The sequence below is a fragment of the Enterobacter sp. BNK-22 genome (assembly GCF_048684805.1).
In the GTDB taxonomy this organism is placed as follows: Bacteria; Pseudomonadota; Gammaproteobacteria; order Enterobacterales; family Enterobacteriaceae; genus Enterobacter; species Enterobacter quasiroggenkampii.
In genome coordinates this window covers 942,710-967,775 of the sequence record NZ_JBLQTT010000001.1, presented here as the reverse complement: position 1 = coordinate 967,775, position 25,066 = coordinate 942,710, and the positions used below count along the sequence as shown (strand labels likewise).

General features: G+C 54.7%; 25 protein-coding genes. 7 read left to right on the top strand and 18 right to left on the bottom strand.

The annotated features are described in order from the left end of the window. Positions 1-22: 22 nt before the first annotated feature. Positions 23-1,075, bottom strand: a complete 1,053-nt coding sequence (locus ACMGGE_RS04455; protein ID WP_032674907.1) for a YcjF family protein — start codon at positions 1,073-1,075, stop codon at positions 23-25. Beyond that, entirely contained in the window at positions 1,072-2,469 is a 1,398-nt protein-coding gene (locus tag ACMGGE_RS04450) for a YcjX family protein (RefSeq protein ID WP_045415711.1), read from the bottom strand. Before ACMGGE_RS04450 ends, ACMGGE_RS04455 begins: the two co-directional genes overlap by 4 nt. Before the next feature lie 155 nt (positions 2,470-2,624). Between ACMGGE_RS04450 and ACMGGE_RS04445 the strand changes: the two genes are divergently transcribed. Further along, complete coding sequence (locus ACMGGE_RS04445; RefSeq protein WP_277717739.1) at positions 2,625-3,635, top strand: LacI family DNA-binding transcriptional regulator; 1,011 nt, start codon at positions 2,625-2,627, stop codon at positions 3,633-3,635. 34 nt (positions 3,636-3,669) lie between these two features. Here ACMGGE_RS04445 and ACMGGE_RS04440 read toward each other — a convergent pair whose 3' ends face one another. The 15 genes from ACMGGE_RS04440 to pspA all read right to left on the bottom strand — a co-directional run bounded on the left by ACMGGE_RS04440 (position 3,670) and on the right by pspA (position 18,104). Next, positions 3,670-4,584 (bottom strand): OmpG family monomeric porin, encoded by a 915-nt coding sequence (locus ACMGGE_RS04440; protein WP_420293406.1) that lies wholly within the window; start codon positions 4,582-4,584, stop codon positions 3,670-3,672. Between the two features lie 66 nt (positions 4,585-4,650). Then, entirely contained in the window at positions 4,651-5,733 is a 1,083-nt protein-coding gene (locus ACMGGE_RS04435) for an ABC transporter ATP-binding protein (RefSeq protein ID WP_420293405.1), read from the bottom strand. A gap of 13 nt (positions 5,734-5,746) precedes the next feature. Further along, complete coding sequence (gene pgmB, locus ACMGGE_RS04430; protein ID WP_045908866.1) at positions 5,747-6,412, bottom strand: beta-phosphoglucomutase; 666 nt, start codon at positions 6,410-6,412, stop codon at positions 5,747-5,749. Further along, positions 6,402-8,681: a glycoside hydrolase family 65 protein gene (locus ACMGGE_RS04425; RefSeq protein WP_420293404.1), complete on the bottom strand. Its 2,280-nt coding sequence runs from the start codon at positions 8,679-8,681 to the stop codon at positions 6,402-6,404. The genes pgmB and ACMGGE_RS04425 overlap by 11 nt, the downstream gene beginning before the upstream one ends. Further along, on the bottom strand, positions 8,675-9,733 hold the full coding sequence (locus ACMGGE_RS04420; protein WP_420293403.1) for a Gfo/Idh/MocA family protein: 1,059 nt from the start codon (positions 9,731-9,733) through the stop codon (positions 8,675-8,677). Before ACMGGE_RS04420 ends, ACMGGE_RS04425 begins: the two co-directional genes overlap by 7 nt. An 11-nt stretch (positions 9,734-9,744) precedes the next feature. After that, a complete protein-coding gene (locus ACMGGE_RS04415) occupies positions 9,745-10,533 on the bottom strand; it encodes a sugar phosphate isomerase/epimerase family protein (RefSeq protein ID WP_420293402.1) in 789 nt (262 codons plus the stop codon). Positions 10,534-10,550: 17 nt separating this feature from the next. Then, positions 10,551-11,603, bottom strand: a complete 1,053-nt coding sequence (locus ACMGGE_RS04410) for a zinc-dependent alcohol dehydrogenase (protein WP_248221532.1) — start codon at positions 11,601-11,603, stop codon at positions 10,551-10,553. A gap of 28 nt (positions 11,604-11,631) precedes the next feature. Next, complete coding sequence (locus ACMGGE_RS04405) at positions 11,632-12,474, bottom strand: carbohydrate ABC transporter permease (RefSeq protein ID WP_008501243.1); 843 nt, start codon at positions 12,472-12,474, stop codon at positions 11,632-11,634. Further along, positions 12,461-13,342, bottom strand: a complete 882-nt coding sequence (locus ACMGGE_RS04400) for a carbohydrate ABC transporter permease (protein WP_045908871.1) — start codon at positions 13,340-13,342, stop codon at positions 12,461-12,463. The genes ACMGGE_RS04405 and ACMGGE_RS04400 overlap by 14 nt, the downstream gene beginning before the upstream one ends. Positions 13,343-13,364: 22 nt before the next feature. Next, positions 13,365-14,657: an ABC transporter substrate-binding protein gene (locus ACMGGE_RS04395; RefSeq protein WP_063621847.1), complete on the bottom strand. Its 1,293-nt coding sequence runs from the start codon at positions 14,655-14,657 to the stop codon at positions 13,365-13,367. A 14-nt stretch (positions 14,658-14,671) separates the two neighbouring features. Continuing rightward, positions 14,672-16,369: an alpha-amylase family glycosyl hydrolase gene (locus tag ACMGGE_RS04390; protein ID WP_420293401.1), complete on the bottom strand. Its 1,698-nt coding sequence runs from the start codon at positions 16,367-16,369 to the stop codon at positions 14,672-14,674. Between the two features lie 196 nt (positions 16,370-16,565). After that, positions 16,566-16,790, bottom strand: coding sequence for a phage shock protein PspD (gene pspD / locus ACMGGE_RS04385; protein WP_420293400.1), 225 nt, complete (start codon positions 16,788-16,790; stop codon positions 16,566-16,568). A gap of 12 nt (positions 16,791-16,802) precedes the next feature. Then, entirely contained in the window at positions 16,803-17,162 is a 360-nt protein-coding gene (pspC, locus tag ACMGGE_RS04380) for an envelope stress response membrane protein PspC (protein WP_023617934.1), read from the bottom strand. Continuing rightward, positions 17,162-17,386, bottom strand: a complete 225-nt coding sequence (gene pspB / locus ACMGGE_RS04375) for an envelope stress response membrane protein PspB (protein WP_023312045.1) — start codon at positions 17,384-17,386, stop codon at positions 17,162-17,164. The genes pspC and pspB overlap by 1 nt, the downstream gene beginning before the upstream one ends. Positions 17,387-17,435: 49 nt before the next feature. Next, positions 17,436-18,104 (bottom strand): phage shock protein PspA, encoded by a 669-nt coding sequence (pspA, locus tag ACMGGE_RS04370; RefSeq protein WP_023617933.1) that lies wholly within the window; start codon positions 18,102-18,104, stop codon positions 17,436-17,438. 151 nt (positions 18,105-18,255) lie between these two features. Here pspA and pspF point away from each other — a divergent pair, with 151 nt between their 5' ends. Beyond that, on the top strand, positions 18,256-19,248 hold the full coding sequence (pspF, locus tag ACMGGE_RS04365) for a phage shock protein operon transcriptional activator (RefSeq protein WP_420293399.1): 993 nt from the start codon (positions 18,256-18,258) through the stop codon (positions 19,246-19,248). Between the two features lie 81 nt (positions 19,249-19,329). Next, positions 19,330-19,605 (top strand): hypothetical protein, encoded by a 276-nt coding sequence (locus tag ACMGGE_RS04360; RefSeq protein ID WP_420293398.1) that lies wholly within the window; start codon positions 19,330-19,332, stop codon positions 19,603-19,605. Positions 19,606-19,667: 62 nt separating this feature from the next. Here the strand turns inward: ACMGGE_RS04360 and ACMGGE_RS04355 are convergent, their stop codons facing one another. Beyond that, on the bottom strand, positions 19,668-20,216 hold the full coding sequence (locus tag ACMGGE_RS04355) for a hypothetical protein (RefSeq protein ID WP_420293397.1): 549 nt from the start codon (positions 20,214-20,216) through the stop codon (positions 19,668-19,670). Between the two features lie 377 nt (positions 20,217-20,593). Between ACMGGE_RS04355 and sapA the strand changes: the two genes are divergently transcribed. Genes sapA through sapD form a run of 4 tightly spaced genes read left to right on the top strand, consistent with a single transcriptional unit; the run spans position 20,594 to position 25,065 of the window. Then, the gene (gene sapA / locus ACMGGE_RS04350; protein WP_420293396.1) at positions 20,594-22,234 is read left to right on the top strand and encodes an ABC transporter substrate-binding protein SapA; all 1,641 of its coding nucleotides are present in this window, start codon (positions 20,594-20,596) and stop codon (positions 22,232-22,234) included. Further along, positions 22,231-23,196, top strand: coding sequence for a putrescine export ABC transporter permease SapB (gene sapB, locus ACMGGE_RS04345; RefSeq protein ID WP_023616846.1), 966 nt, complete (start codon positions 22,231-22,233; stop codon positions 23,194-23,196). The genes sapA and sapB overlap by 4 nt, the downstream gene beginning before the upstream one ends. Continuing rightward, the gene (sapC, locus tag ACMGGE_RS04340; RefSeq protein ID WP_045908876.1) at positions 23,183-24,073 is read left to right on the top strand and encodes a putrescine export ABC transporter permease SapC; all 891 of its coding nucleotides are present in this window, start codon (positions 23,183-23,185) and stop codon (positions 24,071-24,073) included. The genes sapB and sapC overlap by 14 nt, the downstream gene beginning before the upstream one ends. Then, positions 24,073-25,065, top strand: a complete 993-nt coding sequence (gene sapD, locus ACMGGE_RS04335) for a putrescine export ABC transporter ATP-binding protein SapD (RefSeq protein ID WP_025756605.1) — start codon at positions 24,073-24,075, stop codon at positions 25,063-25,065. The genes sapC and sapD overlap by 1 nt, the downstream gene beginning before the upstream one ends. Position 25,066 lies beyond the last annotated feature (1 nt).

Here is a 25,066-nt window from a genome sequence, read left to right as displayed (position 1 = left end):
AGCACGATTAGTGAACAAAACCTCACGGCGCAGGTTTTTTATTGAGCGTCTCTTTGAGCTGGCCGATCAGTTCACGCCTGAAATCCCCCAGACGGGGCTTATCGCCATCGATCCACGGCAGCGGACGGCAGACTTCCATCGCTTTAATCCCCAAACGCGCGGTTAATAACCCCGCACCGATGCCCTGAGCCGCACGGGCAGAGAGACGCGCCGCCAGATCCTGCGACATCCAGTCCATTCCCACTTCGCGCACCAGCTCACTCGCCCCGGCAAACGCGATATTGAGCAGGACCAGCTTAAACAGTCTGAGCCGACTGTAGTAACCCAGCTCTATACCGTAAAGGTTCGCGATACGGTTGATCAGGCGCAGGTTACGCCAGGCGATAAAGGCCATATCGACCAGCGCCAGCGGGCTGACGGCAATCATCAGGGTGGATTCCGCCGCAGACCGGCTGATTTCGCGCCGCGCCTGAGCATCCAGCACCGGCTGAACCATGTGGGAATAGAGCGTCACTACTTCCCGGTCATTCTGGGTCTCATGGATGGCGGCGTACCAGCGCTGAAGCGCCGGGTGCGACTGATCGATTCCGGCCTGACTCGCCAGCTTTTCACAGAACGCGCGACCTTTCCCGGTGCCGTGGCTGTGGAGCAGATCCCGCGCTTCATCACGCTCATGCGCGCGCTGGCGCAAACGCCAGAGCCGACGCCACTCGGTGGCAACCGACCCGACGCCCGCCCCCACAATCAGCGCGCCCGCGGCGCATCCGCCCAGCGCGACCCAGTCCTGAGTTTGCCAGGCATTCATCGTCCACTGCACGCCCTGAGCCACCACGCTTACGCCAAACAGCGCCAGACCGGCGGTAACCATCCTGCGCCACAGGCTGCGTTTTGGACGCAGCGCGGCGTCCACGACCGCCTCCGCCGGACCGTCCTCAACAGCGGGCTCGTCCTGCAGCGCCGGGGCAAAGTTATCGGCCTGGGTTCCGCTGAACGTCTGCGCCGTTTTGAACGCCTCCTGAGCGTCCTGCTCAAGCGTTCCGGTAAAGTCAATGCGCGGTTTTAACGGTTCCGTCATCGCAATTTATCTCCAATCAAAAACTCCAGCGCCGCATCCAGACGGATGTGCGGTAATGGCCTGTCGACGCTCATTGCCTGCGGGCGGAAGGCTTCAAACTGGAAGCCCTGATTCTGCCAGAAGGCCTGACCCGGCAGCCGCGCAGGCACTTCGCCCGGATACACGGTAAGCGGTTCACCGTCGCTGAGTCGGTTCCCGCGTAATGCCGGTATTTTCTCGCCGTTAAGGTCAATCAGCCCGCTTTGCGTTGCCTGCACCGACGCCAGCCCAAGGCAATCCATGCTGATCCCTTCGAAGGCGGCGTTTTGCCAGGCGTCTTGCACCAGCTGCTGCAGCAGCGACACCATATTGGCATGCTGGTCGACCGTGACGTGATCGGCTTTTGTGGCCGCAAAGAGCAGTTTGTCGATCACCGGTGAGAAAAGACGGCGGAACAGCGTCCGCTGCCCGTAGTGAAAACTTTGCATCAGCTGCGTCAGGGCAAGGCGCATATCGTTGAATGCCTGTGGCCCGCTGTTGAGCGGTTGCAGACAATCCACCAGCACAATCTGACGGTCAAATCGTAAAAAGTGGTTCTTATAAAATCCCTTAACCACTTTTTCACAGTAGTAATGGTAACGCTCGCGCAGCATCCCGGCGTTAGTGTGCTTGTCAGCCTGCGCCAGCGTCGACTCGCCAACCCCGTCCACATCCGGCCAGGGGAAAAACTGAAGCGCAGGCGCGCCTGCTAAATCACCCGGCAGAACAAAGCGCCCCGGCTGAATGAAGTGTAACCCTTCCTGTTTACACTGGTGTAAATACGCCGTCCAGGCGTCGGCAATGGCCGCCAGACGGTTTTCATCTGCTGGGGCAAGCGGGTCCAGTCCTTCGCACAGCTGCCGCCATTTGGCTGACCACCCGGCGCGCTGCCCCTGCAGCAATCCCGTCATCTGGCGTGACCAGCTGAGGTAATCCTGCGCCAGCATCGGCAGGTCGAGCAGCCATTCGCCGGGGTAATCGACGATTTCAAGGTATAGCGTGGAGGTATCCTTGAAATGGCGCATCAGGGATTCATTCGAGCGGAAACGCAACGCAAGACGAATTTCACTGACCCCTCGCGTCGGCGTCGGCCACGCGGGCGGATCGCCATACAGCTGCGCCAGCCCTTCATCATAGGTAAAACGGGGAATACCAAAATCGCGCTGAGGGACGCGCTTAACGCCCAGCAAACGCTCTTCCCGCACCGCGCCAAGCAACGGCAGACGCGCCCCTGCGTGCAGGTTCAGGAGCTGGTTCACCATCGCGGTGATAAACGCCGTCTTACCGCTGCGGCTCAATCCTGTCACCGCCAGTCGCAGATGACGGTCAACGCCGCGGTTTACCAGTGAATTGATTTCGTTTTTAAGTCGCTTCATCGCCGTCCTTCGTTGCCTGGAAGCCTTGAATGCATGGCTTCAGAATACAATAAATGGGGGCAGATCGTTGATTATCAATTCTTATTTATTGCTATTGCCGTTTTTTCTCCAGTAAGATGAACGACATTGCTGTCAGTTCTGAGTGAGTAAGGTGTATGTCACCCACCATTTATGATATCGCACGGGTTGCGGGCGTATCGAAATCAACCGTTTCCCGCGTTCTGAATAAACAAACGAATATTTCTCCCGAAGCACGTGACAAAGTGCTGAAGGCGATTGATGAATTAAATTATCAGCCCAACAAACTGGCTCGCGCCCTGACCTCTTCAGGATTCGATGCCATTATGGTTATTTCGACCCGTTCAACCAAAACCACTGCCGGCAACCCTTTTTTCTCCGATGTCCTTCATGCCATTACGGCAAAAGCGGAAGAAGAAGGATTCGATGTTATTTTACAAACCTCAAAAAGCAGTGAAGACGATCTGCTGAAATGCGTGAGTAAAATAAAACAGAAGATGATCAAAGGGATCATCATGCTGAGTTCGCCCGCAAATGAATCCTTTTTCACCACGCTGGATGCGTATGGCGTACCAGTAGTGGTTATCGGTAAAGTGGAAGGTGAGTATCAGAATATTTACTCCGTCGACACGGATAATTTTCATGACAGCGCCACGCTGACGGAAACCTTTATTAAAAACGACCGCAAGAAAATTGCCTGTCTGCATGCGCCGCTTGATTATCATGTTTCGATCGATCGCCTGGCGGGTTATAAAGCCAGTCTGGAAAAGCACCATATTGCGATGAACCCGGACTGGATCATGGACGGCGGTTATACCCATGAGAGTGCGCTTAAAGCGGCGCTGGAATTGCTCTCATCACCCACGCCACCTGATGCCGTATTTGCTACCGACAGCATGAAATTACTCGGTCTATATCGCGCGGCGGATGAGTTGAATCTGATGATTCCGGAACAGGTGGTGATAGCCGGATACAGCGACCCGATGCTGTCTCTCATTTTAACGCCCGCACCTGGCGGCTTTGATATCCCGACCCGAAAACTGGGGGAAGAGAGCTGCGATCTTCTCTTCAGGCGTATCGCGGGCCATCCCGCCCCGCAAAAAGTGCTTGTCGATACGCATTTTTTACTGGCGGCCTCGCTGCGCTAAAACCAGGGGCTTGTAGCCCCTGGAAGCCCCTCGGTCAGAACGCGTAATTTACCCCAACGCCCGCATAGTGGAAGCGGTCGTTGTCACCTTCGTCATGGTTTTCCCATTCATAGGCGTATTCAAGCGTCATGGATAAACCGTTGTTGAAGTCATAGGCGTACTGCATACCCAGGCGGTTGAAATTATGCCCTTCACGCTCAGGATCGTCCTGCCAGTCCCAGTTCGACCAGCGATCGAGCCCCAGTCGAGTGTAAGGCGTTAAGGTCGTCTGGCCCAACGAAATAGGGAGATAGGCGCGAATTTCCTGGGTGGAGAACTCGCCGTTATTACGTGAACCGTCCATATTGAAACCGCGCTCTAAATAGTAATTTACTTTAGCGGCAAAGGTTTCGTTAATGGTCCAGGTAAAGCCCGTTTCGGTTTCGACACGGCTGTCTGAATAGCCGGTTTTTTCCAGATCGTTGGCAAATTGATACATGGCAAACCAGCCGCCAAAACGCCAGTCGTCGGTTAATTTTATATCCCAGTCAGGCTGAATTTTGTAGCGCTGCATATTTGCGCTGCCGTCTCTGGCGCCGTGTTTATCCTTAAAGTGATAACCATAATTACGGAAGCCGCCGGTCAGACCGAACGTAAAATCATCGGTTCCGATAAAGCGATAGCGTAATTCAAATTCCGGGCGATCAAAATAGGTGCCGCGGGTCATGCTGCTATAATCAACCGGCCCTTCCTGATACATTGCCAGCGAAATAGTCCAGGCATCCCAGGTTGAATTAAACCACACGGAAGGTTCATATAACCCGTCTTTATCCTCCCCCTGGCCTTCGACGTTTTCTATTTCATACATCGCGCCAATATTAAATTCCCACTGTTTAGCCGTTTCTGTTGCATGTGCACAGCTAACCCCTGCGCACAGCACGAGCGCAGCACTTTTTAGTAGAGTACTCATCAAATATTCCCTTTATAAGTAACAAACAAAAAAACCGGAAATGGATATTTCCGGCGAACACCTTTCTTATCTAATAGCCGCTTCGGTTTCAGCGTCGAAGAAATGGCACTTATTCATGTCGAACTGGATGCCGATATTATCCCCAGCGGCATAATCATTCGCGGCTCCCGCGCGAACAACCAGTTCATGGCCGCCAACGGTGGCGTAGAGCATGAACTCTGCACCGGTCAGTTCGGCCACGCTGACTTTTGCCGCGATGTTTTCACCGCTACTCTGCTGGGTGAGAATATCTTCCGGGCGGATCCCAAAGACCACGGCTTTACGCTGATACCCTGCGGCACGCAGTGACGCGAGCTTGTCTTCGGGGATCTCCAGGCGCAGCGTTTCCGTGACGAAATAGCGGTCGTCGATGGCGCCACGAACAAAGTTCATGGCTGGCGAGCCAATGAACCCCGCAACAAACATGTTTGCCGGCTCGTTGTATACCTGCTTCGGTGCACCAACCTGCTGAATAATGCCGTCTTTTAAGATCACAATCCGGGTCGCCATCGTCATGGCTTCCGTCTGATCGTGGGTCACGTAAATCATCGTGGTATTGAGCTTCTGATGGAGCTTGCTGATTTCAGCCCGCATCTGCACGCGAAGCTTGGCATCGAGGTTGGAGAGCGGTTCATCCATCAGGAAGACGCCCGCTTCCCGAACTATCGCCCTGCCCAACGCCACGCGCTGACGCTGGCCACCGGACAGCGCGCCGGGTTTACGCTTGAGGTACTCCCGTAAGCCGAGGATCTGTGCCGCCCAGTTAACGCGCTCTTCGATAACCGCCGGGGCGATTTTCTGCATCTTCAGGCCAAACGCCATGTTGTCGTAGACCGTCATATGCGGGTAAAGCGCATAGTTCTGGAACACCATGGCGATGTCGCGTGATTTGGCGGGCACGTCGTTCATGCAAACGCCGTCGATGACCAGTTCGCCAGCGGAGATCTCCTCCAGCCCGGCAATCATGCGCAGCGTTGTCGATTTACCGCAGCCAGACGGACCGACAAAAACGATAAACTCCTTGTCCTCGATTTCGAGATTAAAATCCTTCACCACGTGGACCTGGTTATCGTAAATTTTCTGAATATGTTTCAGTGACAGTTGTGCCATTTTTAATTCCTTATCAATACGCTCGGGAGGCCCAGAAATCGGTCAGGCATTTCCAGGTCAGTTCCTGCGTTGAATGGAGCTGTAATCCCGCATGGGTCAGGCCTGAGCCAATCCCGACCGACAGCATGCCCGCCGCGTTGATCGCCGCCACGCCTGCTGGCGCATCTTCGACCCCGATGGCCGCACCAGGGCGGACGTTCAGGCCAGCACAGGCGGCGAGGAAGATCTCCGGATCCGGTTTTGAACAGACAATGCGGGAGGCATCAGCGCAAAAATCAAAGGCGTCATGAATACCCAGGGCATGCAGTATTCCAGGTGCATTGAGGGAAACGGAGGCGAGCCCAATTTTCACCTCTGCCGCCCGAATGTCCGCCAGCACCTCCCGGATACCCGGCAGCAGCGACGCCTCGGTCAATGACGACAGCGATGCGACGTAGAGCGCATTTTTCTTCCCCGCCAGCGCCAGGCACTGTTTATCGTCAAACGCCCCCTCTTTCCCACCGTGTCGCAGGATCCGCTGCAGGGATTCCATGCGGCTAATTCCCTTCAGCTCCTCGTTAAACACCTCATCGATAGTGATGCCGATCTCCTGCGCGACCGAACGCCAGGCGAGAAAGTGCAGATGTGCGGTATCGGTGATAACCCCATCAAGATCGAATACAACCGCTTCAGGCTTCATCGCTGGCCTCCGTGGTAGCGGTCCCATTAAAAGATGTAAGAAATTCCCTACGAGAGAATGCCTGCCGCTCCGATACGCAAACCTTTTTTCCCCACAGCGTTAACGTGACGGGCGCGGAGGTATCGAGGGTTAAAACGTCATTTTCAAACGTGAAGCGCAGGCGTGAGTTCTGCCAGCGCAGCGGGAAGGCAAGTTTTCGCCAGTGAGCGGGTAGCTTCGGCGCAAGGTGTAGCTCGCCCTCAACAATCTGCATGCCGGCAAACCCCTGAATGACGCCGGACCAGATGGCCCCCGTGGCCGCGGCATGAATGCCGTCATCGCTGCTGTGCGGATCGTCGCCCAGATCGATAGCCACGCCAGCGCGCCAGAAGGCGTAAGCCCCTTCCGTATTGCCACAGCGGGCGGCCACAATGCCGTGAATAGCCTTGCTCAACGAAGAGTCATGGATCGTCCGCGGCTCGTAAAACGCCAGGTTGGCCGCGCACTGGGCTGGGGTAAATTTCTCCGGCAACAGGTAGTTAAGCATCACCACGTCAGCCTGCTTGAGGATTTGCATCTCGTTAACTTCCGCGCGAGAGTAATCCAGCAGGATGGTCTGCTTACCCGCTTTGGCTTTATAGCGGCTTAAATCGATGGCGGGTTTCGCCATGAACGAATCGTCCTGCGGGATCACTCCCCCGGCGTCGGCTTCCGGCAGCCACAAGCGGGCCAGGAAGGTGGTCGCCTTCTCCATGAAGCAGGCCTCTTCACGCTCAAACATCGACATAAACCGGCATGCGCTGGCCACGTTGTGCCAGGCCAGATAGTTGGTGTAGGCGTTGTTATTCACATGCTCGGTGTATTCGTCCGGCCCAATCACATCATGAATTTCCAGGCGCCCGTTGACCTCCGTGGCGCGGCCCATCCAGAACGTTGCCGTCTCCACCAGCAGGGTCAGCCCTTCATTACGCATAAACGCGTCATCGCGCGTGGCCTGCCAGTAGGCCACAACGGCCCAGGCAATGTCCGCCACGATGTGGTGTTCGGCCAGGGCGGAGGCCACTTTCTGCCGCATGCCCGTACGGATGTTGATAGCCGCAAACTCCGGCGTCTCCTCTTTGCCGCTCGCGGCACTCTCCCACGGGAACAGCGCGCCTGGCCAGCCGTTGCGGCGGGCTTTTTCCCGGGCCCCGGCCAGGTTCAGCCAGCGATAGCGCAGCAGACTGCGGGCCACTTGCGGACGAGTGAAAAGATGGAAAGGCAGCAGGAATATTTCGGTGTCCCAGAAGACATGACCTTTATACCCCTCGCCGGTCAATCCCTTAGCGGCAATGCTGCTCCGCTCATCATGGGCTGGCGTCATGGTGGTCAGATGCCAGACGGCATAGTCCAGCGCCATCTGATCGTCAGGAGATGCAGAAGCCACCTCCACCCGGGCGTCACGCCATACGTCTTCCCATGCGCAGGCTGAACTTTCCAGCAGCGAGGCATAACCCCTTGCTGCACAAACCTTGAGATCCGCCAGCGCGCCGCGCGCGAAAGATTCCTGTGACAGGGCTTTATCGCTGCGATGGACCACCCAGACAAACTTATCCAGCGTGACAGTGTCACCCTGCGGTATCGTCAGGGAATAGTGGGCAGAGAGCCGACGATTTTTAGCGGTAAAGCAGCTTTCGCTGTCGGCTGATAGCTGACAAAAGGCTGAGATGACAACATCAGCGGCCCGGTCCTGCGTTTCATACACACCCTGCATATAGTGCTGGTCGAACACCCTGACGGAAATTTCATCCAGATGTTGCCGGCCCGTATTGGTTTGTGTCGCATCAATGCCGGTTTTCATCACCACCTGCGAGGCATCATCCAGCGGGGTGATCGCAAACTGCATGGCCACAAGCGGCAGCTGATCCAGAGAGACAAAACGACGACTCTCCAGGCGATAGCGCTTTCCGTTGGGCGAACGCCAGACGACGCGGCGATGCAGTTCGCCGTTGGCAAACGCAAGCTCGCGCTGCCACTCAAGAATGTCCCCGGCCAGAAGGGTGTAATTCACCCCGTCCAGCTCAACCTCGATACCGGTGATATCGGGCAAATTGATCAGCTCAGTGGTCTCGTTACGTCCCGCCTGATGATAGAGACCCGCAAGATACATTCCTCGGGTTTGCTGGGTGTAATCTTCTTCATGCGCAGCGCGAATGCCCATGTAGCCGTTACCGCATGCCATAATGGATGCGTACTTATTCAGACTGTGCGGACAAAAGCCCGGATCGGTTAATACAGACACGCTCAGCATAATGTTACGCTTTCCCCTGTTTCTGCCGATTGATAAAGCGCCGCGACAAGCTGCTGAATCACCAGCCCCTGTTCAGCATCTGCAATCATTACGGGCTCTCCCTGAACGTGACGAACAAAGGCCTCCATGCTGCGTAAATGGCGCTGGTCGTCAGCCTCTTCACGCTGAACCAGGGTTTGTAACGTCCCGGCGTCGTCCTGATAAACGTGGGCCGGGAAAAGCGTCGCCCCCGCCTTTTCACCGCAAAAGGCGACATTCATGATCGACTGCTCGCGGATATTCAGCGCGAACGAGGTGTCCAGACGCAAAATGCCGCCGTTGCAGAATTCGATAGTGCCAAACAGGGCATCTTCCACCGTAAACTGTGCGGGATCCCACGCGCCGAACTGGCCGCTGCTTTTTTGGGTTCCCAGCCTCTGGAAGCCGTGCGACGTGACCCTTTTGACCGCCGGGAAACCCAGTACGTACATCGCGGCATCCAGCATGTGAATGCCAATGTCAATCAGCGGCCCACCGCCCTGCAGCGCTTTGTTAGTGAAGACGCCCCAGCCCGGCACGCCACAGCGCCGCAGCGCCTGCGCCGAGGTGAAGTAGATTTCGCCCAGCGTTCCGTTCATCACGGCCTCGCGCAGCAGCTGCGTGTCGAGCGCGAAGCGGTGATGAAAATCATATGCCAGCACCTTCCCCGCCTTGCGTGCAGCCATCCGCATCTCATCGGCCTCTTGCGGCGTCATGGCGGGCGGTTTTTCGCACATCACATGACAGCCAGCCTCCAGCGCCGCCATCACATGCTCAAAATGAAATCGGTTTGGCGAACAAACGCTCACCACGTCCGGCTTAACCGCCTCCAGCATGGCGCACGCGTCCTGCCACGCCGACGGTATGGCATGACGCTCCGCAAAAGCCTGTGCCTGTTCGAGGCGGCTGTCCATGACAGCCACCATTTGAACATCACTGCGCGTGGCGTAATACGAGGCATGCACTTTGTCCGCAACCTGCCCGGCGCCAATGATGGCGACGCGCAGTGGCGACGTTGTTGAAGCACTCATCACGCTCGTCATCCTTAGCATTCACGTAAATAAGTGAGGGAATCCCGATAAGCCTGAGCGGGATCTTCAGCACGTACGCGGCACTCGTAAACCACATAGCCCTGGTAATTATCCGCACGCAGCTGATCGAACAGGCTGACAAAATCGAGGCTACCGCTTCCCGGCTGGTAACGGTGGTTATCAGCGATGTGCACGTGGCCCAGCAGATCGCGATGCTGATGCAGCGCCTCCGTCAGCGAATCTTCTTCAATGTTCATATGATAGAAATCACCGATGATCTGCACGTGCTTGAGGGCGTTCTCTTCGATATAGCGTCGTGCGTCAGCCAGGGTGTTGATCATGTGATCCTGATAGCGGTTCAGCGGCTCCAGATAGACGGTGGTTCCGGTGCGCGCTGCTACCTCATCCAGCCAGCGCAGCGAAGCACTTACCGCTTTGCGGTCGCCTTCGAGGCTGCGTGGTGAAGTCATTGGCGGTAAACGGAAGGTGAACATGCCCCAGGCTGCAGGCACGATAATGCCTTTGCCGCCCACTTCGGCCAGCGCTTCCAGAATGCATTCAATCTGCGCTAAGCCGTTCAGACGACGCTCTTCGATAAAGTCACCAATCCAGCCATCGTATCCGCCGCAGGCGGTCGTGACCGGCAGGCCGGTGGCCTTAATCGCCGCTTTCACCTCGGCGAGGTTTTCCACCAGCAGCTTGCCGTCAATTTCATAGCCATCAAAACCCATCGCTTTGATGTACTCGAATTTCTCCAGGATATTGCCCGGGAAAAAGGCCTGATTTTGTGTTGCGATTTTCATGAGTTGCTTTCCTTAGCTTAAAAAGTGACGCCCATTTTGATGCTCAGTTCCGGATGCTGATCCACATATTTCATGTAGCTTTCAGCGCTGCTGGTGAAGGTCACGACCGGGTCGATCAGATCTTCACAATTCAGATAACCGTTCATCAGCAGTTCCCAGCAGGTCTCTTCAATACGCTTGCGGCTCCAGCGCGGGTAGTCCGGGTTTGGCTCACTGCAGGCGCGGGAGAAGACAATCTTCGCGTTGTTGAAGTGCGCTTCACGCCCCAGATTGAAGCCTGCAGCGAACGGTTTAGCGAACGCAACGTAGGAAATGGTGCCGCCGTAGGCGAGGCCGCGCAGTGCGGACTGCAGCGCATCGGCAAAGCCGCTGGTCTCGATGATCACATCTGCGCCCTGCTTTCCGGTCAGCTTTTTAATTTCCAGACCGACATCTGTGCCGATTGGGTTCAGGCAATGGTCCGCGCCATGACGGCGGGCAATGTCGCAACGGTGTTCGATAGGATCCACGCCGATGACGACTGACGCGCCGGCGTTTTTCGCCAGTTGGATCGCAATCTGTCCAATCGCGCCGAGGCCTACCACCACGACAAAATCCCCGACCCGCACGTTGGCATCACGCACGCCGCTCATGGCAAACTGTGCCGGATCGTAGCAGACGGCGTTCTTCCAGGAGGCACCCTGCGGCATTTTGCGCAGCTTGTAGTTGTTGACGGCATTCACAATGACCGTCTCCTGAAGCGGCCCGTAACAGCAGACGCGATCGCCCGTCTGGTATTCCGTGACGTCAGCACCGCATTCGATAATGTCGCCGACAATCATATTGCCCAGCTGGAACTTACCGAATTCTATCCCGCGGGCCGCCCCCTCTTCGCGCGGGGTAAACATCTGCCACTCCGCATTGAACTCTTCATCGATAAACGGACTTGCCGCGCGGAAATCCACCACTTCGGTACCGTGTTTCGGTGCGCCAAAGCAGGCACGAATTTTCACTTCATGTCCCGCAACCGGGCGATCTTCATACTCTACGAGCGCCGCCACGCGTGGCGCTGTCGCAACTAATTTTTTCATGATTGACTCCTTGTTAAAATTGGCCGCCTCAGCCCTTCACGCCACCGGCGGTCAAACCACTTTTAATAAAACGTTCAGACAGGGCGTACATGATGACCACCGGAAGTGCCGTCACCAGCGATGCCGCCATCATGCGACCCCAGATATAATCAGGTGTGCTAAAGAGCGTGTTCAGCCCGACCGGCAAGGTGAAGTTGCTGGCGCTGGACAGGAAAATGGACGCAAACAGATAGTCGTTCCACGCCACCATGAAGCAGTAGACAAACACCGATACGAGCCCGGATATCGCCAGCGGCACGGTAATACGGAAGATGATTTGCAGGCGGTTAAGGCCGTCCATCATTGCGGCTTCTTCTATTTCGTCCGGAATGGTGTCGAAGTAGCTGCGCAGCATGAACACCGCCGTCGGTAACGTCTGCGTCACCATGGTGATAATCAGCGCCAGCTCGGTGTCGTAGATCCCCAGCGCGGTGATGATTTTGAACAACGGCACCACCAGCAAGATGCCGGAGAACATGTAGACGGTGTAAAAACTCGCATTGATCGTCGTACGGCCCTTAAAACGCAGCTTGGACAAGGCGTAAGCGCCCAGCGTACCGAGAAACACGGCAATCACCGATGAGGTCAGCGACACCACCATGCTGTTTCTGAAGTAATCCACAAACGGGAAGATCAGCGGGTTAAAGATGTCGATGTAATGCTGCAGCGTCCACGCCTGCGGCAGAATGGTCGGATGGAGCGAAATCGCCTCTTTGGCGCTCTTGAATGACGTCATCAGCATCACGAAGAACGGGAAAAGCGTGATGATCAGAAATACCGCCAGCCCCAGATAAAAACCAATACGGCTCAGTACGCGTTTATTTGTTGCCATTGAGGTTCACCCTTTTTCTGGTCAGCAGAATCACAGCGAAGATAATCACGAACAGCACCACAGAGATCGCCGCTGCTTTGCCCAAATCGTTGAAAGCGAATGCGGTTTTGTAGAGATAGACGCCCAAAATATCGACCTTCGTGGTCAGCAGGTAGACGTCAGCAAACATGTAGAACATCCAGATGGTGCGAAGCGTGACCACCGTGGCCAGCACCGGCATAATCGCGGGCAGCGTGACGATACGAAAACGCTGCCAGGCATTTGCACCGTCCATTTCCGCCGCTTCATACAGGGATTTATCAATGGTCTGTAAAATCGCCAGGAATGAGATAAACGCGTACGGGAAGTAACGCCAGATCGCGAACAGCACCACCAGTACGAAGCTGCTGTTCGGGTTGTCAAACCACAGCGGCGCCTGGTCATACAGGTGCAACAGGTCTACACCCAGATAGTTCACGATGCCGTAGCCGTTGTTGAACATGTATTTCCAGGCAAACACCAGCGAAATAGACGGCGTGACGTAGGATAAAATCACCAGTGAACGTGCCGTCTTGCGCAGGCGAAACTCGCGATTGAAAAAGATGGCGACGGCAAGCCCCAGCACCGTGCTGCCAATCACTACCAGCGCCGTGTACCAGAAGGTCATCCACAGCGAGTGCCAGAAAGCGGCATCGCTGAGAATGCGAATGTAATTGTCCAGTCCGACAAACACGGCGCTAATGCGCGGATTGAGCGGCAAGCGTAAAAAACTGATTTCAATATTGGAAATCATTGGCCAGGCCACCAGGCCCCCCAGCAGAATCAGGCTGGGGGCCAACAGCAGCATGGCGAAAGGCATATCTGAACGACCAGAAAACAACGTCTTCATAATTTCCTTCCGCAGAGCGCTCCTATCGTTGTGTAATGAGATCAGTCAGTCGCTTCTGGCTGCTGCTTAACGTTGTGTTAAGGTCCTTCTGCCCCACCGTGACGTTATGCACCATGGAACTGATAATGCCGGAGCCCGTCACGTCGCCCATGCGGGTGAAGTTTTTATCCCCCACGGCGCCAAACACCTGCACGTTCGGGAACTGCGCAATCAGCTCATAAGGCAACTGCCCAAACGCTTTAATCACGTCGTTGTTTTTCCAGGTCTCCGTGCCCACCACCAGTTTGTTTACCGGCAGCGCCGCGCCCGGCGACATCATGACCCAGTCCGTCGCGTTTTGAGCCTGTTCCATCCAGGTAACAAACTTCTCGGCCGCTTTGGTCTCCGCTTCGGTTTGTCCGGTGGTGATCGTGAGCGAGGTGATCATGCCGTACACCGCCGATGACGTTTCAGTCGGGACAACGAAGCCCAGATTAGAAGGGTTTCCGTCCTTGTAGACGGCAGGCAGGATGTAGGTGGAATAAACCGCCATCGGCGCAGAACCGTTCATGAAGGCGTCTTTGATCTCCATGACATCGTTCGAACCCGGCATGGTGGTCGCAGCCAGCGCTTTATAAAACGCCAGCGCTTTTGCCATTTCCGGGGTATCGATATCGACATTGCCTTTTGCATCAAACACGTTCGCGCCACCGGAAAGGGCAAACTGAGAGAATGACTGCTCGGTCATCACGCTTTCCGCCGTCGGCAGCGCGATGCCGTAATGCTTTTTAGCCGGGTCGTTCAGACGCTGGCTGGCTTGCAGAAGCTGTTCCCAGTTATGCGGCTCCTCAATGCCCGCCGCGGCCAGCACATCTTTGTGATACCAGACGCCGGAAAGCCAGGCGCTGACCGGCACACCCGTCCAGGCTGCGCCATCTTCCGTACGGACTACGCGTAAGATTCCGTCATAGAAGGTGTTTTCCCCCACCGCCTTAACGGCTTCAGCGATAGCGTCACGATCCAGAAGCTGTTCTTTATCCATCACTTTTGCGTAGTCATGGCTGACCTCAATCACTTCAGGCAGCGCGCCGGTTCTTGCCAGCGTAATCACCTTGGTGTTGTAGGCATCCTCTTCCACCGGCACCTGTTTTACCGTGATGTCAGGGTTCTCTTTCTCGAATTTTTCGATCAGTTTCGTAATAACGGCCTGACGCTCCTGCTCTACCGACGAGTGCATAAACTCAATGGTGACAGAGGACGCTTTGTCATCCTTACAGCCTGATAACAGGGCGCACGAAACCAGTGCTGATATCAGCACAATTCTGGGTGTTTTCATGTTTAAGGTCCTTTTTAGTTTTCTTTAATCCACAAAACCTGCCATGGATTTAGGGTCAGAGTCGTGTCGGTAATATCTTCTCCGCTAATCAATTCCCTTCCGGCGTGAATGTCAGATTCAACCGTTTGAGGAGCATCACTGAAATTAAATAGCGCTATTATTTTTTCACCACAATCCGCCACGCGAACAATTTTTAAAACATGCTCACCTGACGTGCTAAAATAAGCCTGACTGTCAGGGTGGAATGCTTTTTCCGCACGACGCAGTATGATTAACTGGCTTAACGCACAATAGACCTGATAACGCAGACTGCTTTTATCTTCAAGCGCGCTATCAATTTGTCCTGCGGTATATTTTTCGCGATTTATCGCACGGTTATATCCCAGACGCTCTACGCCGTCATAATCATTACGGGAGCCGAGAATACTCTGGATATAAATCGCAGGCACACCGGGGAAGCTTAAAAGGACGGCATGAGCCAGAATAAACCGGGCTATGCGATCGCTATCATGACTTTCTCGCGTACTTAATGCATCCAGATAGGTCACATTAATTTCATAAGGGCTTCGTGTGCCATCCGGGTTATTTTTCCAGTTAACCAACGCGCCTTCAGACTGAAGCTTCTCTACAAGCGAGAGGATCTCCGACTCAGGTAATATTCCGCGTAATGGGTTAAGACCAATGCCATCATGCGAGGCCAGGAAGTTGAACCAGGTGGTTTTGGTAGAAGGCAACGCCAGCGATGCCGCCCACTGACTCAGCGTGCGCACATCCTGACAATGCACCGCATGCAGCACCAGCGGGGGCAACGAGAACTGATAAACCATCTGCGCTTCATTTTCGCCGTCACCGAAGTAAGAGACGTTATCTTTATGCGGAACGTTCGTCTCGGTGATTATCACCGTGCCGGGGGCAACCGCCTCGGTAATGGCGCGGAAAAGCTGGATGAGCTGGTGGGTTTGCTCAAGGTGAATGCAGCTCGTTCCCGGTATTTTCCACATGAACCCAACGGCATCCAGTCGAATATATCGCGCCCCTTCAATAAGGTAATGCAGCAGCACGTCGACCATCGCAATCAGCACCTGCGGAGAGGCGAAGTTGAGATCAACCTGGTCCTCACTGAAGGTGGTCCACAGGTGTCGTACGCTGCCATCATGCAGCGTGAAAGGGGTAAGAAGCGGTAAGGCACGCGGACGCGTCACCGCGGATAAATCTGTTTCAGGATCGACAGAAATAAAGAAATCATCATACCCTGGCATTTGCTTCAGATAATTAGCAAACCAGGCACTTTTGGCCGACATATGATTGCAGACGAAATCAAACATCAGGCTGGCTGACTGTTTTAATTCAGCAACATCTCGCCATGTTCCGGTTTCAGGCGCAACTTCATGATAATCAATGACAGAAAAGCCGTCGTCCGAGGACCATGGATAAAAAGGCAAAAGATGGACATGAGAAAAAGAACGCGAAAGCCATTTGTTATAAAAACGTGTAAAAACAGGGAGTGCTTTCTCCCCTTTCGCTGAAAACTGATCGGCATAGGTTATCAGAACGACATCTTTTTCATCCCAGCCCATTTTACGCTTTTCTGTAATAACAGAGGCGGCCTTTTCAATATTTTCCAGCAACACATGAAGATGTGCTTCAGAAAACGTTTTTCCATAAACAAGATTAATGAGTGCTTTAATTTTTCCGTTCACTTGATTTTCCATGGTAGCGGTCCCACGGAGTGGCAATCTACTCCCATGAAAAATATCTGTCAACGGACCGGGCAGGAGAAAAACACGATTGCAAAGCAGCTCAGCACAATATTGTGAGCTGCCGCAAAGAAAGCAGGGTTAACGAGGAAGTGCGGTTAATCATCGCCAGCCCCTCTCCTGGAAGAGTAAGGGCTAACGCGTGAGGGAATTACTGGGACAAGTAGCGGCGCGACAGCCGTTTTGCCACTTTTTGCAACAGCGGTTCGAGCGCCACGGCCAGAACCATTCTGACCGGCTTGCGGGCAACGGATTTTATCGCCCACCCCGCCACGCCTGCCGGGCCGAAACGTAACGCGGTCAGCAGGACCAGTTTACCTGCGATTTTGAGGGCGGGTTTAACCTTCTGACCGGCCTGTTGCCAGTGTTGTTTCATCTCTTCTCTCTCTTAAAGCTGACGAAAACGACTTCTCAGCGTAAAAGTATCCGACGTGACATAGCGTTCCATTTCCCGTAACCGCTTCTCCCCGGCAGCGAGTTGTTCATCAACAGCATTAAGGAGATCGCTGCTGGTGGGGGCGCCTTCCGCCGCCAGTTCTCCTTCCGGCATCGGGTCAAGAACAAACGACAGCACGATGTACGCGACCAGGGTAATAAATGCCAGACCAAAGAAGATCGACAGCACCGTCACCACGCGTACCAGCTTAACCGGGACGTCAAGATAATGAGCCAGCCCGGCACAGACGCCGCGTACCATGCCCTGCTGTGGAATTCGCCACAGTTTTTTGTTCAGATTCAGTCCAGACATTAACGGTCCCTCCAGTTTGGATGTTCAGCATCCAGGATGGCTTCCAGCGCCTGAATGCGTTCGCGCATTTTGTTCGCCTCGTCGGAGAGCTGTACCAGACGCTGTTGTTCACTCTGGGAGAGTTCGCCCCGTGAGGAACGGTTGCTGTAGTGCAGCCATAGCCAAATCGGCAAAACGAACAGCACGAAAATAGTCAGGGGAATAGCCAGAAAAAGCGCGCTCATGTGTACTCCTTGTCTTACGATGCGGCACGTTCAGGTGCCGCACGAATTATTATTGGTTATCTTGCTTCATTTTGGCTTTCAGTGCCGCCAGTTGCTCGCTGATTTCATCATCGGCCTTGAGGTCAGCAAACTGCTGATCCAGCGACTTCTGCTTACCGATACCGTGACTTTCGGCTTCCGCTTCCATCTGGTCGATACGACGCTCAAACGACTCAAAACGGGCCATCGCTTCATCAAGCTTACCGCTGTCGAGCTGGCGACGCACGTCACGGGAAGAGCTTGCCGCCTGATGACGCAGGGTCAGCGCCTGCTGACGCGCGCGGGTTTCGCTCAGCTTGTTTTCCAGCTCGCCAATCTCTTTCTTCATGCGGGTGAGCGTGTCATCCACCAGCGTCACTTCATGCTCGAGCGTCGCGACCATGTCTGCCAGCTTCTGTTTTTCGATCAGCGCCGCACGGGCCAGATCCTCTTTGTCTTTGCGCAGCGCGAGTTCTGCTTTTTCCTGCCATTCGTTCAACTGAGCGGTGGCCTGTTCAATACGACGCGTAAGCTGTTTTTTCTCCGCCAGCGCGCGGGCGGAGGTAGAGCGCACTTCAACCAGCGTGTCTTCCATTTCCTGAATCATCAGACGCACCAGCTTCTGCGGATCTTCCGCTTTCTCCAGCAGTGAGTTGATGTTGGCGTTCACGATGTCGGCAAAACGAGAAAAAATACCCATAATTGACTCCTCATAGTTCTGTTATCGGGCGATGCCCTGCTGCACAGATAATACAAATCTCATGCCAACTTTTTATCTTATTGATTTAACAGGTCATGGTTGATTTTCATGCAGTGAAGAACTATTCTTGCCTGGTGAATATCGCTAAGGAGTGGTTAATTTCATCATGGCTGGATACAAAGACAATTTACTCGGCGAAGCAAACAGTTTTCTGGAAGTGCTGGAACAGGTTTCTCGCCTGGCGCCGCTCAATAAACCGGTGCTGATTATCGGCGAGCGCGGTACGGGTAAGGAACTCATCGCCAACCGTCTGCACTACTTATCCGGGCGCTGGGACGGCCCCTTCATTTCCCTTAACTGCGCGGCGCTGAATGAAAACCTGCTTGATACCGAGCTCTTCGGCCATGAAGCGGGCGCGTTTACCGGCGCCCAGAGACGCCATCCCGGACGCTTTGAGCGCGCCGACGGCGGTACGCTGTTTCTTGATGAGCTGGCCACCGCGCCCATGCTGGTGCAGGAGAAACTGCTACGCGTGATTGAATACGGCGAACTGGAGCGCGTCGGCGGTAGCCAGCCGCTGCAGGTGAACGTGCGCCTGGTGTGTGCCACTAACGCCAACCTGCCGGAGAGGGTGGCACAGGAGAAATTCCGTGCCGACCTGCTCGACCGCCTGGCCTTTGACGTCGTGCAGCTTCCTCCGCTGCGCGAGCGAAGAAGCGACATTATGCTGCTGGCAGACCAGTTTGCGATTCAGATGTGCCGCGAGCTCGGACTGCCGCTGTTCCCCGGCTTCAGCGATTATGCACGGGAGACGCTGCTCTCGTACCACTGGCCGGGCAATATCCGCGAGCTGAAAAACGTCGTGGAGCGTTCCGTCTATCGCCACGGCAGCAGCGAGACGGAGCTGGACAACATCATTATCGATCCTTTTCAGCGCAGCGCCCCGACCTTGCCCGCACCAGCATCTCCAGGCGACGCCCCTGCTCTTCCCCTTGATCTGCGCCAGTTCCAGCACGACCAGGAGAAACAGCTGCTGGAGCAAAGCCTGAAGATGGCGAAATACAACCAGAAACGGGCGGCTGAACTGCTGGATTTGACCTACCATCAGTTAAGGGCATTGCTCAAAAAGCATCAAATGCGATGACAGTGTCTATCACTTTAAAATTCACTTATTTTATGAAAAAAAAACAATAGATGAATCAAGAAGAATAAGGATATTATTAAGATGGCTATTTTAGATTTTTTGATTTCTCTCGCATTCTGCTTAGGCGGTATTTTCTACATCTGGCATACAAGTAAAGCTCTGAGGACAGGAGTTTTTATTGGCTGGCTCAACGGAACCTATGAGAAGTATTATGTTTATTGCTCTAAACACCCCTGGAAATTCTATTTGAACCTTTTAACCATGGCGAGCGGTGGTTCGTTACTTTTAGCTGTCGGCATCATTTCACTTGATCAAAAAAACTTTATTTTCAAGACACTAAGCTCACTATTCCAGTGATGCGCTTGCTTCTGGGCACTCTTATTATTCATTATGTAGCTATCTCAGGACACTCTTTTGAATTAGTGAATTGCCTCATGGCTTATTATTTTACCGCCGTGAGCATTGACTTTTTTGACCACACGAATAGAGTCTGTGTAGAAAAAAGACGAAGCGTCATCCCACTGGCAGAATTCAATTTCACGCTTTAAGAATTCGTCATAATAGACAACCCCAGCCTTGCAACGGCAATGTTTTCCGCATGAAGGTCCTGGGTAGTTCATCCTGAAAGGGTAAGTTCCGCTAACTGTTTGCGTTGCACTTGAAACGATGATTGCTTCAGTGCTTACCCAGAGTGTGAAAGATACGACACCCACTACAAACACAAAACAAGCCAGGAAAAACTTAACGCGCTCCAGTTTACCCTCTTTGCTTTTGACGCGTGACGAAACGCGCCATGATGCAAAGGCACCTATAGCGACTGAAATCAAGATAATTGGCCAATAAACAGAACCTGGTTCTATCAAGTACGCATCGCTTGTATAGATGTCAAGCCGACACATCCCGTAAAACCATAATCCCAGGCAAAAGTATGCAAACACTTCGCGTTTGGCGGGTAGTCTGAATGCCATAACTTGTTTTACTTTAGTAAAAAATCATAATATATCAGACACATATTACAATTAAAATGATATCGCACCTGGAATGTACTCTGCATTCCTGTCATTTTACCCAGCGAAGACGTAACTATACCGACCGACTTTGCGAAACCCTGTCTGCCGGGTTAAATCCTTCGTTTATAGCGAGTCAGATACGCCACGAAAATGCTAAGATAGTCCATGAGGTATATTCAAAGTGGATTGCAGGTATGAACGTGCATCGGGTTGTGACGCTGAGTGACCGACTGCAAACGTTACTGCCCCCATTATGCCCTCAGGCTTAAACGATACTGGATAATGTCGTTTAAAATTAGTAGGATAGCCACTTCATATTTAATACCTTAAAAATTATGCGTCTGGTTTTATCGTCCTTTTTTGCACTTGGTCTGTTTAGCAGCCAGGCCTTTGCCGCGCCCGGGCAAACGCCGCAGCCTGACATTCGTGACAGCGGCTTCGTCTATTGCGTAAGCGGCCAGGTGGATACCTTCAACCCGCAAAAAGCGGGCAGCGGCCTGATCGTGGATACCCTTGCCGCGCAGCTTTACGATCGTCTGCTTGATGTTGACCCGTACACCTACCGTCTCGTGCCCGAGCTTGCGGAAAGCTGGGAAGTGCTGGATAACGGCGCAACCTACCGTTTTCACCTGCGCGATGATGTCGCGTTTCAGCGTACGCCGTGGTTTACCCCCTCGCGCAAGCTGAATGCGGATGACGTGGTCTTCACCTTTCAGCGTATCTTCAACCGCAACCATCCGTGGCATAACGTTAACGGCAGCAATTTCCCCTATTTCGACAGCCTGCAGTTTGCCGACACCGTGAAAAGCGTGCGCAAACTGGACAACCGCACGGTTGAATTCACGCTGACGCGCCCGGATGCCTCCTTCCTCTGGCACCTGGCAACCCACTATGCATCCGTTATGTCAGCCGAATACGCGGCTCAGCTGACGAAAAAAGATCGTCAGGAACTGCTCGATCGCCAGCCGGTTGGCACCGGTCCGTTCCAGTTGGCCGAATACCGCGCTGGTCAATATATTCGTCTGCAGCGCCACGAACACTTCTGGCGCGGCACGCCGCTGATGCCGCAGGTGGTGGTGGATCTCGGCTCTGGCGGAACGGGGCGGCTCTCGAAACTGCTTACCGGGGAATGTGACGTGCTCGCCTGGCCCGCGGCCAGCCAGCTCACCATTTTGCGCGACGATCCGCGCCTGCGCCTGACGTTACGCCCCGGTATGAATATCGCGTATCTGGCCTTTAACACGGATAAGCCGCCGTTGAATAACCCTGCCGTTCGGCACGCTCTGGCGCTGGCCATTAACAACCAGCGCCTGATGCAGTCGATCTATTACGGCACGGCGGAAACCGCCGCCTCAATTTTACCGCGCGCCTCGTGGGCCTACGACGGTGAGGCTAAAATTACGGAATACAATCCGGCAAAAGCGCGTGAACAGCTGAAAGCGCTGGGGGCAGAAAACCTCACGCTGCAGCTTTGGGTGCCCACCAGCTCCCAGGCGTGGAACCCCAGCCCGCTCAAGACCGCCGAACTGCTGCAGGCGGATATGGCGCAGGTAGGCGTTAAAGTGATCATCGTACCGGTAGAGGGCCGTTTCCAGGAGGCGCGCCTGATGGATATGAATCATGATTTAACCCTCACCGGCTGGGCCACCGACAGCAACGACCCGGACAGCTTCTTCCGGCCGCTGCTGAGCTGTGCGGCGATAAACTCGCAGACCAACTATGCGCACTGGTGTAACCGGGAGTTTGACGTCGTGCTGCAAAAAGCGCTGGCTTCCCAACAACTGGCCTCGCGCATCGACGCCTATGATGAAGCGCAGAAGATCCTTGCTCAGGAACTGCCGGTGCTGCCGCTGGCCTCTTCCCTGCGCCTTCAGGCGTATCGCTATGATATTAAAGGCCTGGTGCTGAGCCCGTTTGGCAACGCCTCGTTCGCCGGCGTGTCGCGTGAAAAAGAACAAGAGGTGAAAAAACCATGATTATTTTTACCTTGCGTCGGCTCCTTTTGCTGCTGGTGACGCTCTTTTTCCTGAACTTTGTCGGCTTTAGTCTGAGCTATTTCACGCCCCACGCTCCGCTCCAGGGATCGTCGCTGTGGGATGCCTGGCTCTTCTGGTTTAACGGACTGCTGCACTGGGATTTCGGCGTATCCAGCATTAACGGGCAGCTTATTTCCGATCAGTTGAAAGAGGTTTTCCCGGCCACGATGGAACTGTGCATTCTGGCCTTCGGTTTTGCCCTGATGGTCGGGATCCCCGTGGGCATGCTGGCCGGGATATATCGCAACAAATGGCAGGATAAGTTTATCAGCGCCCTCGCCCTGCTCGGCTTCTCCATCCCGGTCTTTTGGCTGGCGCTGTTGCTGACGCTTTTCTTCTCGCTGACAATGGGCTGGCTACCGGTTTCTGGCCGTTTTGACCTGCTCTACACGGTTAAATCGGTGACGGGCTTTGCCATCATCGATGCGTGGCTGTCTGATTCGGTGTGGCGTCACGAGATGATCGTCAGCGCCCTGCGCCATATGGTATTGCCGGTGCTGACGCTGGCGGTTGCGCCAACAACCGAAGTGATCCGCCTGATGCGCCTGAGCACCATCGAGGTGTTTGACCAGAACTATGTCAAAGCCGCCGCCACGCGCGGACTGTCGCGCCTGACCATCCTGCGCCGCAACGTCCTGCACAACGCGCTGCCGCCGGTTATTCCGCGTCTGGGATTACAGTTTTCCACCATGCTCACGCTGGCCATGATCACCGAGATGGTCTTTAGCTGGCCTGGCCTGGGACGGTGGCTGATTAACGCTATCCGCCAGCAGGACTACGCCGCGATTTCCGCAGGCGTGATGGTGATTGGTTCGCTGGTGATTATTGTCAACGTGTTGTCCGATATTCTGGGTGCCATGGCCAACCCATTGAAGCATAAGGAATGGTATGCCTTACGATAGCGTATACAGTGAAAAGCGCACACCCGGTGTGCTGCGTACCGTGTGGCGTAAATTCTATGGCGATACCACGGCAATGATCGGCCTTTATGGCTGTGCCGGTCTGGTGTTGCTGTGCGTCTTTGGCTCCTGGTTTGCGCCGTACGGCATTGACCAGCAGTTCCTTGGCTATCAGCTGCTGCCGCCGTCCTGGTCCCGCTACGGGGAAGTCTCCTTCTTCCTGGGAACGGACGACCTTGGACGTGACGTGTTGAGCCGCCTGCTGAGCGGTGCGGCCCCGACGGTTGGCGGCGCGTTTGTGGTGACGCTCGCGGCCACGATCTGCGGGCTGGCGCTGGGTATTTTTGCGGGATCCACGCATGGCCTGCGTTCGGCGGTGCTTAACCACATTCTGGATACGTTGTTGTCGATTCCGTCTCTGCTGCTGGCGATCATTGTGGTTGCCTTTGCCGGTCCGCACCTGTCGCATGCCATGTTCGCCGTCTGGCTGGCTATCCTGCCCCGCATCGTGCGCTCGGTTTACAGCATGGTGCATGACGAGCTGGAAAAAGAGTATGTCGTCGCTGCGCGTCTGGACGGCGCGACCACCTTCAACATCCTGTGGTTTGCCGTACTGCCTAACATCGCGTCCGGGCTGGTCACCGAGATCACCCGCGCCCTGTCGATGGCGATTCTGGACATTGCGGCGCTCGGCTTCCTCGACCTCGGCGCGCAGCTGCCGTCGCCTGAATGGGGTGCGATGCTCGGTGACGCGCTGGAGTTAATTTACGTGGCGCCGTGGACGGTTATGCTGCCGGGTGCGGCCATTATGGTGAGCGTGCTGCTGATCAACCTGCTGGGCGACGGTATTCGCCGTGCAATTAACGCGGGGGTGCAATAATGCCGCTTCTTGATATTCGCAACCTCACCATTGAATTCAAAACCGGTGAAGGCTGGGTTAAAGCCGTCGATCGCATCAGTATCACCCTCGCGGAAGGTGAAATCCGCGGGCTGGTGGGGGAATCCGGCTCAGGCAAAAGCCTGATCGCCAAAGCCATCTGCGGCGTGGCGAAAGATAACTGGCGCGTGACCGCCGACCGTATGCGGTTTGATGACATCGACCTGCTGCGCCTCTCTCCCCGCGAGCGGCGTAAGCTGGTCGGGCATAACGTCTCGATGATTTTCCAGGAGCCGCAGTCCTGTCTCGACCCGTCCGAACGCGTGGGCAAACAGTTGATGCAGAACATCCCCGGCTGGACCTATAAAGGCCGCTGGTGGCAGCGCATTGGCTGGCGCAAGCGTCGTGCCATTGAGCTTTTACACCGCGTCGGGATCAAAGATCACAAAGATGCGATGCGCAGCTTCCCGTACGAGTTGACCGACGGTGAATGTCAGAAAGTGATGATTGCCATCGCGCTGGCTAATCAGCCGCGTTTGCTGATTGCTGATGAACCGACGAACGCGATGGAACCCACCACGCAGGCGCAAATCTTCCGCCTGCTGTCGCGTCTCAACCAGAACAACAACACCACCATTTTGCTGATCAGCCATGACCTGCAAATGCTCAGCAAATGGGCGGATAAAATTGACGTGATGTACTGCGGACAAACGGTCGAAACCGCGCCGAGTGAAGACCTGATCACCGCACCGCACCACCCGTATACGCAGGCGCTAATCCGCGCTATTCCCGATTTTGGCAGCGCCATGCCGCATAAGAGCCGCCTGAATACCCTGCCCGGGGCGATTCCGCTGCTGGAATCGTTGCCGATAGGCTGTCGTCTGGGGCCGCGTTGTCCGTATGCTCAGCGTAAATGTATCGAGACGCCACGCCTGACCGGGGCCAAAAATCATCTTTACGCCTGTCATTTCCCGCTGAACATGGAGAGAGAGTGAA

Coding starts and splice junctions, on each gene's coding strand:
- ACMGGE_RS04455 (WP_032674907.1), bottom strand. CDS start 1,075: ATGACGGAACCGTTAAAACCGCGCATTGACTTTACCGGAACGCTTGAG.
- ACMGGE_RS04450 (WP_045415711.1), bottom strand. CDS start 2,469: ATGAAGCGACTTAAAAACGAAATCAATTCACTGGTAAACCGCGGCGTT.
- ACMGGE_RS04445 (WP_277717739.1), top strand. CDS start 2,625: ATGTCACCCACCATTTATGATATCGCACGGGTTGCGGGCGTATCGAAA.
- ACMGGE_RS04440 (WP_420293406.1), bottom strand. CDS start 4,584: ATGAGTACTCTACTAAAAAGTGCTGCGCTCGTGCTGTGCGCAGGGGTT.
- ACMGGE_RS04435 (WP_420293405.1), bottom strand. CDS start 5,733: ATGGCACAACTGTCACTGAAACATATTCAGAAAATTTACGATAACCAG.
- pgmB (WP_045908866.1), bottom strand. CDS start 6,412: ATGAAGCCTGAAGCGGTTGTATTCGATCTTGATGGGGTTATCACCGAT.
- ACMGGE_RS04425 (WP_420293404.1), bottom strand. CDS start 8,681: ATGCTGAGCGTGTCTGTATTAACCGATCCGGGCTTTTGTCCGCACAGT.
- ACMGGE_RS04415 (WP_420293402.1), bottom strand. CDS start 10,533: ATGAAAATCGCAACACAAAATCAGGCCTTTTTCCCGGGCAATATCCTG.
- ACMGGE_RS04410 (WP_248221532.1), bottom strand. CDS start 11,603: ATGAAAAAATTAGTTGCGACAGCGCCACGCGTGGCGGCGCTCGTAGAG.
- ACMGGE_RS04405 (WP_008501243.1), bottom strand. CDS start 12,474: ATGGCAACAAATAAACGCGTACTGAGCCGTATTGGTTTTTATCTGGGG.
- ACMGGE_RS04400 (WP_045908871.1), bottom strand. CDS start 13,342: ATGAAGACGTTGTTTTCTGGTCGTTCAGATATGCCTTTCGCCATGCTG.
- ACMGGE_RS04395 (WP_063621847.1), bottom strand. CDS start 14,657: ATGAAAACACCCAGAATTGTGCTGATATCAGCACTGGTTTCGTGCGCC.
- ACMGGE_RS04390 (WP_420293401.1), bottom strand. CDS start 16,369: ATGGAAAATCAAGTGAACGGAAAAATTAAAGCACTCATTAATCTTGTT.
- pspD (WP_420293400.1), bottom strand. CDS start 16,790: ATGAAACAACACTGGCAACAGGCCGGTCAGAAGGTTAAACCCGCCCTC.
- pspC (WP_023617934.1), bottom strand. CDS start 17,162: ATGTCTGGACTGAATCTGAACAAAAAACTGTGGCGAATTCCACAGCAG.
- pspB (WP_023312045.1), bottom strand. CDS start 17,386: ATGAGCGCGCTTTTTCTGGCTATTCCCCTGACTATTTTCGTGCTGTTC.
- pspA (WP_023617933.1), bottom strand. CDS start 18,104: ATGGGTATTTTTTCTCGTTTTGCCGACATCGTGAACGCCAACATCAAC.
- ACMGGE_RS04360 (WP_420293398.1), top strand. CDS start 19,330: ATGGCTATTTTAGATTTTTTGATTTCTCTCGCATTCTGCTTAGGCGGT.
- ACMGGE_RS04355 (WP_420293397.1), bottom strand. CDS start 20,216: ATGGCATTCAGACTACCCGCCAAACGCGAAGTGTTTGCATACTTTTGC.
- sapA (WP_420293396.1), top strand. CDS start 20,594: ATGCGTCTGGTTTTATCGTCCTTTTTTGCACTTGGTCTGTTTAGCAGC.
- sapB (WP_023616846.1), top strand. CDS start 22,231: ATGATTATTTTTACCTTGCGTCGGCTCCTTTTGCTGCTGGTGACGCTC.
- sapC (WP_045908876.1), top strand. CDS start 23,183: ATGCCTTACGATAGCGTATACAGTGAAAAGCGCACACCCGGTGTGCTG.
- sapD (WP_025756605.1), top strand. CDS start 24,073: ATGCCGCTTCTTGATATTCGCAACCTCACCATTGAATTCAAAACCGGT.